This window comes from Candidatus Bathyarchaeia archaeon (assembly GCA_041447175.1).
Taxonomy (GTDB): Archaea; Thermoproteota; Bathyarchaeia; order Bathyarchaeales; family Bathycorpusculaceae; genus JADGNF01.
In genome coordinates this window covers 214,773-231,841 of sequence record CP166960.1, presented here as the reverse complement: position 1 = coordinate 231,841, position 17,069 = coordinate 214,773, and the positions used below count along the sequence as shown (strand labels likewise).

General features: G+C 50.8%; 15 protein-coding genes. 6 read left to right on the top strand and 9 right to left on the bottom strand.

Going from position 1 to position 17,069, the window contains the following annotated elements; genetic code table 11:
* Position 1 precedes the first annotated feature (1 nt).
* The 4 genes from ACBZ72_01240 (at position 2) to ACBZ72_01225 (ending at position 4,541) form a co-directional block, all read left to right on the top strand.
* Positions 2 to 1,675 carry an aminotransferase class I/II-fold pyridoxal phosphate-dependent enzyme gene (locus ACBZ72_01240; GenBank protein ID XES77513.1) on the top strand — a complete coding sequence of 558 codons (1,674 nt, stop codon included), beginning with the start codon at positions 2 to 4 and terminating at the stop codon, positions 1,673 to 1,675.
* Between the two features lie 106 nt (positions 1,676 to 1,781).
* Positions 1,782 to 2,348 carry a flavodoxin family protein gene (locus ACBZ72_01235; GenBank protein XES77512.1) on the top strand — a complete coding sequence of 189 codons (567 nt, stop codon included), beginning with the start codon at positions 1,782 to 1,784 and terminating at the stop codon, positions 2,346 to 2,348.
* Positions 2,349 to 2,447: 99 nt separating this feature from the next.
* Positions 2,448 to 3,530, top strand: a complete 1,083-nt coding sequence (locus ACBZ72_01230) for an aldo/keto reductase (protein XES77511.1) — start codon at positions 2,448 to 2,450, stop codon at positions 3,528 to 3,530.
* Between the two features lie 93 nt (positions 3,531 to 3,623).
* Entirely contained in the window at positions 3,624 to 4,541 is a 918-nt protein-coding gene (locus ACBZ72_01225) for a hypothetical protein (GenBank protein XES77510.1), read from the top strand.
* Here ACBZ72_01225 and ACBZ72_01220 read toward each other — a convergent pair.
* Positions 4,538 to 5,512, bottom strand: a complete 975-nt coding sequence (locus tag ACBZ72_01220) for a cobalamin biosynthesis protein (GenBank protein ID XES78709.1) — start codon at positions 5,510 to 5,512, stop codon at positions 4,538 to 4,540. The genes ACBZ72_01225 and ACBZ72_01220 overlap by 4 nt on opposite strands.
* 322 nt (positions 5,513 to 5,834) lie before the next feature.
* Between ACBZ72_01220 and ACBZ72_01215 the strand changes: the two genes are divergently transcribed.
* A complete protein-coding gene (locus ACBZ72_01215) occupies positions 5,835 to 8,531 on the top strand; it encodes a PQQ-binding-like beta-propeller repeat protein (GenBank protein ID XES77509.1) in 2,697 nt (898 codons plus the stop codon).
* 155 nt (positions 8,532 to 8,686) lie between these two features.
* Here ACBZ72_01215 and truD read toward each other — a convergent pair whose 3' ends face one another.
* From truD to ACBZ72_01200, 3 genes are all read right to left on the bottom strand, one after another.
* A complete protein-coding gene (gene truD / locus ACBZ72_01210) occupies positions 8,687 to 10,057 on the bottom strand; it encodes a tRNA pseudouridine(13) synthase TruD (protein ID XES77508.1) in 1,371 nt (456 codons plus the stop codon).
* Positions 10,058 to 10,067: 10 nt separating this feature from the next.
* Positions 10,068 to 10,430 carry a peptidyl-tRNA hydrolase Pth2 gene (gene pth2, locus ACBZ72_01205; protein ID XES77507.1) on the bottom strand — a complete coding sequence of 121 codons (363 nt, stop codon included), beginning with the start codon at positions 10,428 to 10,430 and terminating at the stop codon, positions 10,068 to 10,070.
* 125 nt (positions 10,431 to 10,555) lie between these two features.
* A complete protein-coding gene (locus tag ACBZ72_01200; protein ID XES77506.1) occupies positions 10,556 to 10,858 on the bottom strand; it encodes a hypothetical protein in 303 nt (100 codons plus the stop codon).
* A 118-nt stretch (positions 10,859 to 10,976) separates the two neighbouring features.
* Between ACBZ72_01200 and ACBZ72_01195 the strand changes: the two genes are divergently transcribed.
* Positions 10,977 to 11,438 carry a hypothetical protein gene (locus tag ACBZ72_01195; GenBank protein XES77505.1) on the top strand — a complete coding sequence of 154 codons (462 nt, stop codon included), beginning with the start codon at positions 10,977 to 10,979 and terminating at the stop codon, positions 11,436 to 11,438.
* 1,270 nt (positions 11,439 to 12,708) lie between these two features.
* On the opposite strand, the gene ACBZ72_01190 is transcribed toward ACBZ72_01195, so the two are convergent.
* The 5 genes from ACBZ72_01190 to ACBZ72_01170 all read right to left on the bottom strand — a co-directional run bounded on the left by ACBZ72_01190 (position 12,709) and on the right by ACBZ72_01170 (position 16,982).
* Positions 12,709 to 13,911 carry an NAD(P)/FAD-dependent oxidoreductase gene (locus ACBZ72_01190; protein ID XES78708.1) on the bottom strand — a complete coding sequence of 401 codons (1,203 nt, stop codon included), beginning with the start codon at positions 13,909 to 13,911 and terminating at the stop codon, positions 12,709 to 12,711.
* A 23-nt stretch (positions 13,912 to 13,934) separates the two neighbouring features.
* A complete protein-coding gene (locus tag ACBZ72_01185; protein ID XES77504.1) occupies positions 13,935 to 14,168 on the bottom strand; it encodes a hypothetical protein in 234 nt (77 codons plus the stop codon).
* Between the two features lie 15 nt (positions 14,169 to 14,183).
* On the bottom strand, positions 14,184 to 16,397 hold the full coding sequence (locus tag ACBZ72_01180; GenBank protein XES77503.1) for a CDC48 family AAA ATPase: 2,214 nt from the start codon (positions 16,395 to 16,397) through the stop codon (positions 14,184 to 14,186).
* 105 nt (positions 16,398 to 16,502) lie between these two features.
* On the bottom strand, positions 16,503 to 16,778 hold the full coding sequence (locus ACBZ72_01175; protein ID XES77502.1) for an elongation factor 1-beta: 276 nt from the start codon (positions 16,776 to 16,778) through the stop codon (positions 16,503 to 16,505).
* A 12-nt stretch (positions 16,779 to 16,790) separates the two neighbouring features.
* Complete coding sequence (locus ACBZ72_01170) at positions 16,791 to 16,982, bottom strand: zinc finger domain-containing protein (GenBank protein ID XES77501.1); 192 nt, start codon at positions 16,980 to 16,982, stop codon at positions 16,791 to 16,793.
* Between the last annotated feature and the right edge of the window lie 87 nt (positions 16,983 to 17,069).

Sequence of the window (17,069 nt, the reverse complement as noted above, 5' to 3'; positions counted from 1 at the left end):
AATGCAGCGAGCCACCTATAACCCCATGGCAAAAGAAAAGGTCACATGGTTCTCCATGTGGTTTTTGGCGGCTATAGCCAGCTTCGGCATCGCGTTTTTCCCTTTGTTTTACCGTTTAGTGGACAGCCGAAACAAGCATTTCGAGCGGGAAGCCGAACTGGAAGCACAAATCTCAGAGTTTATGCGAAAACAAGGCAAAGAGCCCCCTGCAGCCACGGGTGCGTGGAAGCAAAGAAACGCGGCGGCTTGGGCAGCGTCAATCATCCTTATCGTGCCCGCCTTTGTGCTGCTGTACCTGCTCTCAAGAGACATGGTGGTTCATGAGAAGCATCAAGACGCTTTCTTGGCTGAGGCTTTTCCCGAGCGGATGTTTATGCCGCAAACCATACCGATAAAAAAATATGTCCTCATCACCATTGTTACCTTGGGCATAGGCGGCATCTACTGGCTCTACAAACTCACCAACCTCTACAACGCTCACTACGAGGCACAGTGGAAAGTGGAGCCAGAAATTGCGCGTTTGATGGAGGAGACAAAACTGGAAAGTCCATGTAACAAAAAACGGTTTGTAAGCCACGGCGGCGACGTCTGGGGCTTTAGCCGAAAATTCAACATCCCTCTGGAGAAGGTGTTGGATTTCAGCGGACCCATCAACTTCATGGGGCCGTCTCCGAAGGCCATCCAAGCAGTCAAAGACTATGCCAACCTAATCAGGTTCTATCCTGACCCTGACCCCGTGGATTTGAAGCGGCAAATCGCCCATTACGTTGGGCATGGTGTGGGTGCGGAAAACGTCATTGTGGGCAACGGCTCCATTGAACTCATTTACATGATAACCGAAGCCTTCGAAGGCAAATTCAAAGCTGTCATTCCCGTACCATCGTTTAGTGAATACGAAAAAGCCGTCCTGCGCGTCGGCGGCGACGTAGTTTTCGTGCAGCTACCCTTCAACTTCATGCTGGAAAACGAAAACGTCAAAAAAGCCATCACCGACGACACCAAAATCGTTTACATCTGCAACCCCCACAGCCCCTCAGGTACCCTCTACAGCCGCGACACGATTTTGGATTTGGCGGCGTATTGCCAGACAAGAGGCATCATCGTCAGCGTGGACGAGAATTACATAGAGTTTGCGCCTCAGGGGCAAGAAGCCACCGTCGCAGGTTACGTCCAACAATACGAGAACCTCTTTGTTATTCGCTCCGTCACCAAGTTCTACGGCATGCCCGGCATACGGTTCGGCTATGCCATTGCGGCAAAAAGCCTCATCGACAAGCTGCAAACTACGCGACAGCCCTGGAGCATCAACGGACTGGCGGGCAACGCCACGCTAGCAGCCTTCCAAGACACAGCGTTCATAGAAAACACCCAAAACACCATCGTGCGAGAGAAAGCGGCTCTCGCGAAGGCAATTATGGAAATCGGCGGGCTTCACGCTTTCCCCTCGGAAACGAATTTTTTGTTGGTGAAAATCACTGCACCCAACTTGACATCCACGGAACTTCGAGAGCAACTGGGCAAAGAAGGCTTGCTGATTAGGGATTGCTGCACGTTTGTCGGTTTAGACAACACCTACTTCCGAGTAACAGTTAGGTCGGCGGAGGATAACTTGCGGCTGGTTAACGCGTTGAGGCAGAAAATGAGAACGCTACAGCCAAACATCCAAACCAGTTAAAATCGCGTATAGAAAAAAGAAACGCGACAAACATTTTTCCTTACTATTTAGATGATTTTATATACTGAAAACTTCAGAGGTACTGCTGAGCAAACAGGAGAGACAAATGCGAAAAATCCTAAAAATAATCATAGCCATATTTGCCGTACTTATCGTTTTCTTTGTGGGCTTTGCCGCAGTGATGTTCCTGGATATCTCCGCCATAGGAGCAACGCAGTCCGAAACTCTCACGCCTTCTGGGTCTTCCGCGGGAAGGGCACTGGTGGTTTACGACCCCGGCTTGACGGGCGCAGCCAAAGGCGTTGCCGACCAAGTATCCAGCGACCTGCTATCCAGCGGCTACACCGTTGACCTTGCTGGCGTGCGAAGCAACACCACGGAGGACACAACAGGATACGCCATCGTTGTTGCTGGGGGACCCATCTACGGCGGAGCACCAACAAGCTCCATCAAAGACTTCCTCAACAACCTCACCCCCGACCAAGGCACCAAAGTCGGCGTGTTTGGAAGCGGTTCAGGACCCCAAGAAGCCAGCGACATTGCCATGATAAAAGACGCAGTCACAGCGCTCTCGCCTGAAGGCTCTTTGCCGAATGCTGTTGTGGTGAAAATCGGCGCTGGTGAAGACCTCAACGCCCGCGCAGCAGACTTTGTAGCGCAACTAACCAGCTAACACACAAACTCCAGCTTTTTTCTTTCGTTAGCTCAGCAGAGCAGTCGGCAAGCACGTTTATATGGTGTTTATTCCACGAAACTGTGAGGAGCAAAATTCTTGCAGAAAAGAAGACTGGGCAGAACAGGGTTGGAGGTTTCACAGGTTGGGTTTGGGGGCACATGGATAGCCCAACTTGACGCCCAGGAAACCGCGAAGGTGGTTCGAACCGCTTTTGATTTGGGAATCACGTATTTCGACACGGCGAAGTGGGACGGGGACAGCGAAGAAAAAATCGGCGTCGCCCTCAAGGAGGTACGCGATAAATGCGTCATAGCAACCAAAACGGGTTCCCGAACCAAACGGGAATCGCTGCAAGACGTGAAAGAAAGCCTCCAACGGCTGCAAACGGACCGCTTGGACATCCTGCAACTGCACGGCATAGACGACGAACGCACACTCCAAAAAGCCATGAGCGAAGACGGCGCGCTGCAGACATGCAAGTTGGCGCGGCGTGAAGGGTTGGCGGATTTTGTGGGCATCACAAGCCACCGACCCCGCGTGTTGGTGAAGGCTATTGAGACAGGCGAGTTTGACACTGTGCTGGTTCCACTTAACGTGGTCACGCGGCAGGCACTTGAAGAGCTTGTGCCCTTTGCAAAGGCTCACGATGTCGGCGTGATGACGATGAAGCCGTTTTTTGCCAAAACCAGCAAACTCATAACCTGCTTCTACCAGCCTTCACTTTCGCTACTCAGCGACGAGCCCGAACTGCACACACTACTGGGACCTGACGCGGATGCGATGGCACAAAATGCGTTACGGTTTGTTCTGGCACAGAACGTAGCGGTTGCAATTGCGGGCGTCAAATCCGTAGCAGAGGTAAAAGCAGCAGCCAAAGCGGGAAACGAATTCACGGAGCGCACAGCTGAGGAGAAACAACGCTTCACGGTCACGCTGGACGACTATTGCCGAGACTGCAGTTTATGCTTGCCATGCCCACAAAACGTGGACATCCCTGCCCAGTTGAGGTTTAAGGCTTTGGCTGACGTTTACGGATTGGAGAGGTGGGCTGGAAAACTTGCAGCGTCCCTTGAAGTTTCGCCAGACAGATGCAACCAATGCGGCAGTTGCGAGCCAAAATGCCCTTATAGGCTGCCGATTATGGACATGCTTGAGCAGTTGCAGAAGCAAGATAAGTGACCGCTGGTTTTTGGCGAAGTGTTAAATGCACAAGCCATCGAGAAATAATCTGTGCATGCCCAAGGAGTTTGCGGGAGCAACCGGGGGAGAGAGATGTCTAAGAGGCAAACTGTTGCAAAGGCGCTTCTGTTGGTTATGGTTTGCGCGTTTCTGGGTTACGTCCTGTTTTGGTCAGTTAAGTCCTTTCCGTGGATAATAGAAATCTCCGTCAATCCAGAGGGTTACCGTCCCGCCGCTGGGCTCCAACATGTCGACCAACTGAGCAGGGACATATCGTACCTGATGGAGTACGCAGGGTTTGCAGGCTTAACAGTCCGTCTTGGGGGCGCTGTTTTTGCTTTGGTTGCGGCTCTGCAGATTTTGCGGTCTTGCGGGGTACTTTCTTGGCGGGTTCGCAGCAAAATCTCGTGGGCACTGATTCTGGAGGGCGTGTACTTTTTTTCGCTTATCCCCTCAGTAGCGTATCTGATGGACTTTTCGTCCCTTCCACTCACGTCCCGAATCTGCCTATCCACAGCCTTAACCACTCAAATGGTTCTGATTTCCCCTATCCTCATACTACTCAGTCAAAAACTGCGCAAACCCGACACGCAACTGGACAGGGCAGCAGTGACGAAGCTGGCGGTTTATGCATGCCTCACCTACATCGTAGCGCTGTACGTTACGTATTGGACGAAATGGGTTGAAATGAGCATCTTAGAGGGTCTTCACTGGTTGCTGTCTTTGCCGGTGGTGGTTGCCTTCGTAAACACCGCCACCACATTCACCATAGCGGTAGTTTTTGCGGCTTTTGCAACACGACAATCACTGAAGGGCGGCTGGAACAAGGCTATGCGACTGTGGGGAGCCGCGGGCTTCTTTTTGAGCTTGCATCTGATTATTTTTGTGGCGTACTGTGTCAGCGTTGATGCTGCGTGGATGGCGGAGTTTGGAGAGCTTTGGATGATTCCCCTCATGGCAGTAGGCATCTACCTGATGCTCAGAAAAACCAAGGGAAAATCGCAGACTTAGAAGGGAAAAACAAACAGCCTCACCAAAACCAGCACAGGCAGAAACATCAGAATGCACAAAACTACTGAAACGTCCCTGATGCGCAGTGCCTCCAGAATCTTGTCTCCGTTCAGAGGTTCGGTGGGGTCGCCGAGGATGTATTTGCCGGGCTTCTCAAACTGCACATGCAGTGCGCCTGCCATGGCGGCCATGGGCCATCCGTGGTTGCGGCTTTGGGTTTTGCTGTGGTCACGTTTGGCGATTTTCCACGCGGTTTTGTGGTCTTTTCTCAGCAGGGCGGCGGAGGCGATGATGAGGATGCCTGTGAGGCGTGAGGGGATGAAGTTGACGACGTGGTCAAGGTTGGCGCTAAACCATCCAAGGTTGATGTTTTCTTTATCTTTGAAACCCACCATACCGTCAAGAGTGTTTATCGCACGAAAAGCAACGGCGCCAGTGACGCCAAATAGGGAGTAGAATATGATGGGGCTAAACTTGAAGTCGATGATGTTTTCTGCCATGGATTCGATGACGGCAGACGCAATTTGAGGACCTCCGAGGTTGGAGCTGTCGCGGCGGCTAAAGTGTGCGTACTTGCGTGCTTCGGTGAGGTCGTTGGCTTGGATGGCTTTGGCTGCGGCTTTTGCCCAGTCCGTTTCCAGCTTGATGCAGACGGCAAACTTGACTAGGACGATGCCGACCACAGCGTAGACAATTACGCCTAGCCAGAAGTTGATTGCTCCCAGATATGTCCAGATTGCCCAAAGCACCAGAAACGTGGGCACCGCAAACGCTAAAACCGTAGCGACCCCGAGGAGGACACCATTGATTTTTTCGCGTTGGGGGTTAGGGTTTTTGAGGTGGGGTTTGAGGGCGGCGATGAAGTTGCCCATTAGGACGGTGGGGTGGATTTTGTAGTATGAAGCGTAGGGGCTGTTGGGGGAGGGGTCACCTATTGCAATGTCTAGCAGGATACCCAAGAGAAGGACGATTATGCTAAGGGAGATTACTTCGAGGATTATGTGCCACTCCGCCGTTTGCGCGTTGCTTGGGAAGATTCGGTTGAAAAGGGCATATATCGATTACGGTGCGAGATTCTACCCGTGTCAACTTGGACGAAACATCGGTTTGCTAATTATGTGTATCAGGTAAACATTTTACCTGAACATAAAGAAGTGAAACCATTAACTAAAAGGAATATGTTATAAAATTTGATTTTAACATCATGAAAAAGTGTGGGTTGATACACCACTAACTAGATTTTATAAACAGTTTAATTCATAAACTAACACGCAAATAGGAGAGAAATACTTAGTGGAATTCTTAAATAAACAAAACAGTTTATCGAAAAAAAACGGCACAACAAAGCTATTCACTGTAACGCTGATTCTGCTGCTCACGTTGCCAGTCATTGCAGTAAGCATACCAGCGACAACGGCACATGACCCGCCGTGGACAATCGAAACTTGGTCCTACGTCGGAGTTGTTCCGGAGAATGTAGGTGTCAATCAAGAGATGCTTATCGTCTTTTGGCCAGCTGAATACCCCTACACCGCTCAAGGTGCTTACGGTGACAGGTTCACATGGAACATAGAAATCACCAAGCCAAATGGCGAAATAGATCGCATGGGACCATTCATCTCGGACCCCGTTGGTGGTAGCTGGACATTGTACACGCCAACCCAAGTCGGCACATACACTGTCGTTGCCAAAATGGATGAGCACACCTATACTGGGCTTCCCGATACGACGCCAAGCACCATACGCAGCCCTGAATTCGTAAACGACACTGCGTTAGCCAGTCAAAGTGACCCCGTCCAATTTACTGTCCAAGAGGACCCCGTTGCAGGCTACGAGGAGACGCCGCTTCCTGACGGTTACTGGACGCGCCCCATATATGGAGCTAACCGAAACTGGTACACCGTTGCAGGGAACTGGCTGGGAGGCGCCGCGCAGACAAATGGGACAACCACTAACTTTGGTTATGGTTTAGCCCCTGAGAGCGCACACGTTCTTTGGACACGTCCATTCTGGTCTGGAGGCATCATGGACACCCGAACAGGCAGCATAAGCTACTACACTGGACTCTCATACGAAAGCTACGGTGCACCTAACATAATCATGGAGGGAAAAATCTACTACACCGTTGAGCAACCGCCAAGAGAAGGCTTCTATTGCGTTGACCTCTACTCAGGAGAAACGGTATGGTTCCGCAACACTACAGGTGCAGTAACGGATACGTCGGGAACAGGAAGCTTTGATAATTCAGGAGAAATTCCCTATGGCGACTTTGCGTTTGGACAAATCTACAATTACGATTCGCCCAACCAGCACGGAGGCTTCCCTTACCTTTGGGTTACTGACACGGGCAAATCTCGAACGTGGGATATGTACGATGCATACTCGGGTAACTACATCTGCAGCATAGCCAACGTTTCGTCTTCGGGCACATCGGTTTACGGCAAGGACGGCAGCATACTCTACTACAACATTGCAGGTTCAGGTGCCAATAAACGGTTGACAGTATGGAACACTAGTCGAGCGATATGGTATGAACCGTTTTTCACCAGCAACTACTACTGGATGTGGCGCCCCGACCTTAACTCCACGTTTGATGGCAACAACGGCTTCTCGCTGAACGTTTCCGTACCCAACGTTTCAGGGTCAATAATGAGCGTTCGCGAAGGGCAATACATCATCGGCGGAAATGCAGGCAAGAAGAACAGCACCTACACCGAGCAGGGCAACTTGTGGGCGTTAAGCCTCGAAGAAGGCCATGAAGGGCAGTTGTTGTGGGAAACCACTTTCACGCCTCCTGAAACTGTTGATGACCAAGAAATCATCCGCACCCCTGGCTACCGAGATGTAAGCATGGGTTTGGTGGATCCTGAAGATGGCGTGTTCTTCTTTGAGATGCCTCTGTCAAGAGAGCGCTGGTGCTACAGTTTAACCACTGGGCAGCTGATGTGGAAGAGTGAACCTGAAGCGCAGTTTAACTTCTATGGCATGAGCGACTTCATTTACAACGGCAGACTCTACTCGTATGGCTACAGCGGCGAACTCATCGCTTACGACATTCCAACAGGAACGGTGGATTGGGTTTGGTCTGCGCCTGACGAGGGCTTAGGTGAAACCTTCTATCAGAAGACGCCCCTTTCGCTGGGATGTATTGCAGACGGCAAAGCGTACATGTACACTTCGGAGCACTCACCGTCAGTGCCGCTTAGACGCGACGCCAACATCTGGTGCGTAGACCTTGAGACTGGAGAACTGATGTGGAAGATGTCTTCGTGGTCCACTGGCACATTGGTTGCTGATGAACGGCTTGTAAGCTACAACCTGTTTGACAACGCAATGTACTGCTTTGGCAAGGGACCCAGCGCAACCACCGTAGAAGTGCAGGACAACGTGATTTCAGCTGGAGAACAAATAATGATCACCGGCACAGTCACAGACCAAACACCGTCAGGCAGGCTCAACACCAACGGAGAAGTAGACTTTGCTTTAGCAGGCACACCCGCAATTGCTGATGAAGACCAAGAAGCGTGGATGGAGTACCTGTTCCAGCAGCGCCCCATGCCCGAAGACGCAAAAGGAGTAACGGTGAAGCTGACAGCCATTGACCCCAACTGCAACACGCAGGTCATCGGCGAAGTAACCAGTGACATGTGGGGTAACTATGGAATGAGTTGGACTCCGCCTGTGGAAGGCGAATACTTAATCATGGCTGAATTTGAAGGCTCCAAATCCTACGGCAGCTCATCTGACTCAACCTACATAGTCGTCGGAGAAGCCGCAGCCCCCGTTGCTCAAGCCACTGCCACACCAAACCCCGCAGAGCCGACCTTGGCGCCGTCAACCACCACACCCCAAGCGCCTGTTTCGCCTTCGCCAAGCCAAGCCCCGCAACCCACCGCCAGCATGCCAACCACAACCTACGTAGCTGTCGCCGTAGCAGTCGTGATAGTTGCCGTTGCCGTCGCGGTTCTTGTCCTGAGAAGACGAAAATAAACTCCTTTTCCCCCTTTTTGGTTTAAGAAGTGAAATGGTGAGGGCTGAGTGGACTCCGGAGATGATTTCCAACTTTGCTCGTTGGGTTTCGTTTTCTCCTTCTCTCCTAGATTCCATCTGGAGCCCCAGTAAACCTCACCACCGTTTTGGGCACGTTAGAATCCTGCGGCTATGAGGTCTTTGGGTTTTATGAGTTCGCGTAGGAGTACGGTGGCGTAGGCGCCTCGGAGCAGCCGAAACTGCAGCGGCAACCGTAACCCGCCAAGGTCTGGGGCTGCTTTGTCTGCGGTGAAGCCGCACACGGGGCAGACTGCCGCGCGTAATTCGCCTTTGGAGTTGACTTCGGGCAGCTCGCGAACCCAAAAGCCCCTGTCGGTCACGCCTTCTTCTTGGAGAATTTGCCGCTGCATCTCCCCCGTCTTGCCCTCGGAGAGCCGCTGCCTTGAACCAAAGATGGGTAGGGCGACGCGAAGTTTGCCTGCCGCAATTTGGCGATTGACCTCCGCAACGTTTGCTTCCGCGACAAATTTGCCTGTGCGTGTGAGGGGGAGTCCTGAGCGTTCCACACCCACCACAAAGTCCCCCGCCTCCGCCGTGCCCAATCCGAGTCCGCTGTTGAGCCGCGCGCTCAGGAAGCGGTTGAACAGGTAGGATTGCCATGCCTGCACAAACAGGGTGCGCAGTTTGAGGGGGAGCCGTCGGAAGGCGCCCGCAAAATCCGCGGGGTCTTCGGCGAGGTGTCTTAGCATGACGCGTTCAAACCGCAGTTGTACGGGGAACTCTGCGAGTGCCTGTTTGAAGTCTCCGCTTTCTTGGAGTTCTGCGCGGGCTTTCTGGGATTGGGGGTGCTCGTTTGGGCTGGGGTTGCCCAGAAAAACCATAGCCGCCCCCGCGAAGTCGCCGTTAACCATGGCTTTGCCGACCAGGTGGGTGATGACGCGGGTGGTTCCGAAGCGTTGGTGCCCAAAAAAGTTTGGGATACCCCCCGCCGCGGCAACTTGCTCCGCGACCTGTGCGGTTTGCTGCTCCACCTCCGCCTCGTCGGCTTGGATGTTTGAGATGGCGATTTTAAAGTTGTTGCCCAACAGGTAAAACGGGCAGAGTGCCTCGCGAAAGTAACCTAAGGGGCGAAGCTGCATGTCTTTGACTTGGACATCTGCGGCTTGCTGGGCGGTGACGCCTTTGAGGGTTATGTACTGCGCGGTGACGGCTTTGGCGTCTTTGATGCCTGCGATTTGGATTTTTGCGGGTTCGACGCCGAGTTCGCGGGCGATGTTTTTGAGGGCGATAAAAGTGTCCCAGTTACGTTTGACCAGCACGCAAAGCAGGTAGGTTCGGCGTTCCGCGGTTGCTCCCAGTGCAGGTTTTGTCGCTGCGGTTTGGGTTGTGGTTGCGGTGGAGCCGTCGACGAGGGTTTCTTCGACCACAAAATCCTCCACTGTTCCCCTGATTGCTCCACCAAACCCCGCTGTCGTGGTGAGGTAGGCGCTGATGCCCATTTGGCGTTCAAGCTCAGGAACCCCCAAATTAACCCCTCTACAACAACTGGAGTTTTCCTGTCAAGCGGTCCATCCTGTCGGCGGGGGCGGGACCAATCCCCAGACAAGTCACCGTGCCCTCAGGAATCTCTGTCAACCCCGCATCCACGATGAGCGCGTGGGGCAAACCGAGGTCTTCGGCGGCTTCCTCCAGCTCGTGCAGTTCCTTTTCGGTGGGGACTTTGACGGCGATTTTGCGTTGCCCCTCAAACATCCACGCATCCCACCACGCCCTATGATGAATATGAGCCTCCTGAGCCGCAGAAACCGCCGCATGCCCCGCCTGAGCAGCAACTTTACCTTTGCTAAGCTGGAGGTCTTTGCGGAAAACCAACACCTGCTTGTAAGCAAACTCACGCATACCAAATCAAACTCACTAACCGCTAACAAAATTGTAAAGTGCATGCTTTAAGCATTTGCAGACAAAAACAGTGAGAGCTGTGGGTGGTGTGTAGACTTTTCCATGGAGAAAAACCCCATTGCCCACTATTTTGAACCCCCAGACGCCAACAAAAGGAAACCACAAAAAAGCAACAGAACCATTGCTAAAGCCGCTTTCGTTTTGGCGCTATTTTCCTTTATAAATACAGCATTACTCGTGACTTTCTGAATCATTTCATCCAGAGTTTTAGAATCGAGAGGATCAAAGTTTACGTAAACTGTTATGTACTCAACCACTGTTGAAACCCGAACGCCTTTTTCTGCGACGGAAATAAGTTTCAAATTAGCCACAATCGGGTCAATAAGCCATTTATCTTTACTACTATGAGAAATGAATATGCGAACCATTTTACCACACTCAATTTTGTTATAGCGATTTTTTACTTTAAATTTTTTATTAACAGAAGAGATGCAAAAAAACTTAAAACGGCTTGGCAGTAAATAGCCTCATCTGGAAGGGATTAACGTGGATTTCGGCGGATGGGACGTACTTACTACTTTGCTAATCGCTTTGTACGGTGCGGTACTCTCCACATTCACAATCATTAGCCAAAAGAAGGAACACAAGAGAGAAGTTAAAGTTACTCTATCTTTTGGATTCGTTGACCAAGGTAGACCATTAGAAGCTATGTTTATTTTATCTGCTAAAAATACAGGTAGCAAAACAGTCACGATGAGTTCAAGAGGGCTAATTCTTCCAAACAACAAAATTTTGCATTTTGTACGCCAGAGTTACTTTCCTTTTCCGATTGAACTTACAGAAGGAAAAGACATTTTCGACTGGCGCGAGGTAAAGGAGCTTGCTCAAGAATTAAAAAAAGAGGGATACTCAGGTATAATAGAGGTAAAGGGCTTCTTCAAAGATGCTGTTGACCATTGGTATGAGAGTAAATTAGTCAAATTCGATTTAGAAGAGTGGACAAAATAGTGTTTTTTAAAGAAAAACCACAAGCTTGATACTGTGTAAAGCAACAATGTAAAACCTTTAAAACAAAACATCAGTCAATAAAAACTATGGACGATGAAGAAGAAAGGGCAAATGCAACGAGGAAAGTAAGGCGAATTTGTAACGTCTTCTTCACTGTGGTTGTTCTTGTTGCATTGTAGGTTCTTTTGCCACATAGCCTATCCTCAAACCAGAATATAGCCCAACAATTGTCAATGGACTTGTAACCGCAACCAGCATTCTTGTTGGATTAGCCTTTTTTGCTCTGAAGCACTTTCAAGATACCATTCGGGATAAAAACGCAAGAAGTCAGTACAACAATTTGTCCATATTGTATGTTGTCTTGTTGTTCTTTACTCTGATAATGTGTGTCGTCTTGGGTTATGGATATGTTTAATATGACAATTTGGTTGCGGCTTTTTGTGTCTTTATAGGCATGTTCATCATCACCGTTGTGAGAATAAAAGACATGATGTTAAAGAGCGATGCGTTTTACCTCAAAAAGCAAGAAACCTGAGTTTAATAGCTATTGGTGTTCACTTTCATTATTTCCATTGGGAAATCAGGGAAACCATAACGTTTTTTATATTCAATCTTTTGACAACACTTAAAGACGTAAATATAATTAATAATACAGGGACCTATTAAGTGACAGAGCTGATTTACGACGTACTTTCAGCAATTGCTGCATTTTTATCAATAGGTAACTTCATGTACAATCTAATCAAGCATTTACAGAAAAAAAATGGGCTTACCGCGCGTTATATATAATATAGCGCGCGCAGGACTTAAAAAACCGTTTTAGTTTATTACTATAAAAAAACGGTCAGCCAACAGGTAATGCATGTTAGTAAAACCAAGCAACCTTACGACAAAGAAGTCAGACGAAACAGGAAAAAGAGAAGCTATTTTGTGCCTATTAGTATCCTAATAGTAAATCGATGCAGTACCTATAGAGGGGTAGGTCGAAGCATAAACGGGGAAAGTGAGAGGGGATAGGGGTAGGTCAGAGGTAGGGTACCTATCACGGGTGACAGGAGATTTTTGCAAGCCTTAAGTATAACTTGAGTACTACTCTGCGGTATAGCACTAACGGGATTTCATATGCTTCCTGAAAATTTGCCAGTTTTGAAAGGCAGGAGTGGCAAAATATTTGCCTACAGATTAGCGCAGCCTCTGAGCCTTAAGCAGATAGAAATTTTTGAGAAAGCAGACAGAGTTTTTGAAGCCTTAAAGCCAAAAGCCACAACGCTCAAAGGGGCAGAGACAACGTCAATAAATAAGCCAACGAAGCGTAAGCAGCAGGCTTTGTGAGCATAGAAAAAAACATACGCCCTTGAAAATCGATTTCGTCTATATCCCGCAGTGCCTTTCCCAAGCCGACCCGCTGCACGAACCCAAAAGCGCGGTCAAGTTTCGCGTCGGAAAAAGTGTAAACGGCTTTTCTTGCCCGCTTCATGACAGAAACATCAAAGCCCAACGCAGCATCAAGGCGCTTCTGGTAGGGTTGTAGGGCTTCTGCGGATGGGTCGCCTTTTTGGAGGGCTTCTTGGGCAACTTGGGCGGCGATTTTTGCGCAGGTTAGGCTGAAGATTACGCCTCCGCCTGTGGTGGGTTTAACTTGTGAGGCGCAGTCGCCGACTGCCAAGAATCCGTTGGTGTAGGCGCGTGGGAGGGGTCCGCCCAGTGTGATGGCGTGGTATGCCATGCTTTTGATTTTAGCCGTTTTTAGCTGCCTTGATGCAATGGGGTGCTTGCGCTGTAGCCGTTCAAAGTATTGTTTGGGGTTGCCCCTGCAGGTTGCGAGCCCGACTTTTGCGGTTCCGTCTGGTCGGGGGATGAGCCAGCCGTAAAAGTTTGGCGCAAAATCCTTGCCCACGTAAACCTCAACCGCATGCTCCTCCACATCGCAGACACCTTCAACTTCGGCTTCCACCGCGTAAGCAAGTTCTTTGCCGTTAAGCGCCTGCAAACCCGCCTGACGCAGCAACCGCGAAGAAACCCCCTCCGCATCCACAACCAACCGTGCAGAAACCTGCTCACGCGTTTTGGTGAGGCTCACGCCTTCCACAAAACCGTCCCGCAAGGCAAGCGACTCAACCCGTGTATCCAAGTGGAACTCTGCCCCTGCACGCTGTGCCTTCTCCGCCAACAACTGGTCAAACCGCGCCCGATTAACCGCGCAAGTTACGGGCTGGGAGAGGTGGACGCTGAATTTGGTGCCGTTGGGTGAGTAAAAGTTAGCCGCCGAAAACGTGTTCTCCAAAACGCCTTGAGGAAGCGGAAACAAACCCAACCCTCGCAAGCTGCGGATGCTCAAGTGCCCCGCGCAATGCGACGGAAGCCCTATTGTGGAGTGCTCCTCGAAAACCGCTACATCTAAACCGCGTTTGGCGAGTTCATATGCAGAAAAAGAGCCTGCTGGTCCACCACCGATAACGATGGCGTCCCGCACAGTCTTCAAAGTGTTCACACACGCTATTGGACTAGTTCGACGCGTTTTTTTCCACGCGACAGTGAGGTGGTGCGGATTTTCCCCGCAACCTCAAGCCTAAGCAGCAAGTCTATGAAGTCCTTGTAGCCTAAATCGTCAAACTCGTCTTGCAACGCGTTGAAAAGGTCGTTTTCAGGTAAATCGCCCTTCTTGCGCAGCGTCTCTAGCAGCACAAAGTATGCGGGGCGGGTTTTCCAAGTTTTGGTTGGCAATGGCACTCTATTTTTTCCCTCCTAAGCGATTGGTGTGGATGGTTTTTGTACTTGGCGGACCTGCTTCATGAAGCTCTTGTACCATTTCTCCATGTCAGGAGAGACCGAGGGACCAACCTCTTTGATGGCGTCCAAGAAGTCCTGCATCGTCACTTCACGCGAATTCACGTCTCGCCGCAGTGCATGCATGGCAGCTTCACGGCAAATGTTCTCAAGGTCAGCGCCAGAATAGAACTTGGCCTGCAAAGCCACTTGGTTTAAGTCCACGTCTTTAGCCAAGGGCATGTTCGCGCTGTAGAGCTTAAGAATCTGCAGGCGGCTCTGCTCATCCGGCTCAGGCACATAAATCAAACGGTCAAACCTGCCAGGACGCAAAATCGCAGGGTCAATAAGGTTCGGGCGGTTCGTCGCCGCAACAACCACAATATCCTGCAAAGACAAGATGCCATCCATCTCGGTTAGCAACTGGCTGATAACGCGTTCTGAAACGCCACTGTCGCTGGTTCCGCCCCGCTGAGGCGTAAGCGAATCCATCTCATCAAAGAAAACCACGGCAGGAGCAGCCATCCTTGCCTTGCGGAAAACCTCACGGATAGCTTTCTCGGATTCACCCACCCATTTGCTAAACACTTCAGGACCCTTGATGGATATGAAGTTAGCCTCAGACTCGGTGGCAACCGCACGAGCCAGCAACGTCTTGCCACAACCAGGCGGACCATACAGCAAAATGCCCTTTGGCGGCTTAATGCCTAACCGCTCAAAGATTTCAGGCGACTTGATGGGCCACTCAACTGACTCCTTCAGGTGCTGTTTAACTTCTTCCAAACCGCCGATGTCGCCCCAATGCACAGTCGCAACCTCAATGTAGACCTCGCGCATCGCGGTTGGGGTGACTTCTTTGTAGGCGTTGATGAAGTCATCCATTTGAACCTCCATCTTTTCGAGCACGGCGGGCGGAATCCGCTCTTCTTCCAAGTTAATCTGAGGCAAATACCGACGCAGCGCCTTCATGGCAGTTTCCCGACTTAAAGCCGACAAGTCAGCGCCCGTGTAACCATGAGTCATCTCCGCTAAACGATTCAAATCCACACCCTTAGAAGCCTCCTCACCCGTGGCACCCTCAACACAAGGCACCAAAGGCATACCCCGCGTGTGAATCTGCAAAACCTCATAACGACCCTTCTTGTCAGGCACCCCAATCTCAATTTCGCGGTCAAACCTGCCAGGACGACGCAACGCCTGATCCAACGCGCTGGGACGGTTCGTGGCACCAATGACAATGACGTTGCCTCTGCCCGAGAGCCCATCCATCAAAGCAAGCAACTGCGCAACCACACGACGCTCCACTTCACCCGTGACTTCCTCACGCTTAGGCGCAATGGCATCCAACTCGTCAATGAATATGATGCTGGGCGCGTTTTGCTGAGCCTGCTGGAAAATCTCCCGCAGCCGCGCTTCAGATTCCCCGTAGAATTTACTCATGATTTCGGGACCGTTGATGCTGTAAAAGTTGGCTTCAGATTCGTTGGCAACCGCACGAGCCAGCAACGTCTTGCCACAGCCAGGCGGACCATGAAGCAGCACACCTTTTGGGGGTTCAATGCCCAGTCGCTGGAACAGTTCAGGATGCCGAAGCGGCAATTCTACCATTTCGCGAACGCGTTGAATCTCGTCGTGCAAGCCACCGATGTCCTCATAGGTGGTGCGGGGAAGCCCTTTAGCTTCAGGCGCGGGCTCATTTAGGATGGTTAAGCGGGATTCAGCGGTGACTTTGACGATGCCGTGGGGGCGGGTTTTGCTGACGGTGAAGGGAATTGCGTGCCCCAACATCATCACCAGCGTGGTGTCACCCTCCACGAGGGTGCGTTCCATGAGGCGGTTTTTAACAAAATTTGTGAAATCTTCATCCACATTAAGGCGCATATCCACCGGCGCCAAAGTGATGCTTAACGCGGTTTTGACTTTGGCTGGGCGGACAATGACGTATTCGTTGATGGCGACGCCAGCGTTTTTGCGGGTGAAACCGTCGATGCGGATGATGTCGCGGTTTTGGTCTTCGCTGTAGGCGGGCCACGCGATGGCGCTGGTTGTTCTTTTTGCAATGATTTCAATAACGTCGCCAGCGCTTATGTTAAGTTTCTGCATGGTTCTTTGGTCAATGCGGGCGATGCCTCTGCCGACGTCGCGTTGTCGGGCGTCGCCTGCGCGGAGTTGAACTTCGTGTGTATCGCTCATTTAGAATTTGCTCCTGTAAGTGTGATTGATGTTTGAATGATGGTTTTGTAAACTATATAAAGGTTTGAGCGTGGAAAAAAATATTGTCTGGTGTTGTGCAGAAGGTTATCGGCTGCTTCTGCGCACCATTAATGTTTGAACTTGGCTTATGCCAGGGATGTCGGCGAGTTTGGTTTCGAGCTCGTCGACGATGCCTTGTTGGTCTTCAGGAAATTTTAGCTGCACCAGTAAGGCAACTAAGCCGAAGGCGATTGGTTCTTCGCCGTAGCCGGTGATTTCTGCGTATTCGGGGGTGCGGGTTTGGATTTCGTTTTTGAGGGGGGTGAAGTCTTTGACGATGTCTTCGGGGAAGATTTTGTAGGTTACAATTACGCTGCCCATATACTTTGCCTCTTAGGGTCCTGTGAAGCCGCATTTGGGGCATTTGTAGGGTCTGCCGAATTTGCGGCATTTGCCGTCGCGTTTGATTTGGATTTCGCCGCAGTTTGGGCATGGAAACTTTGTGGCTTCGCTGCCGGGGGCGATGGGTTTTCCGCAGCTGGTGCAGGTAACCAGTGAAAGGGAAGTTGCTTGTCTTTCTGCCATGACTCTTCAACTCTATGACGCAAAACCTAACGTAGCACTCCTTAATATCTGCTATGCTCACCAACGCAAATTTCGGATTTGAGGGCG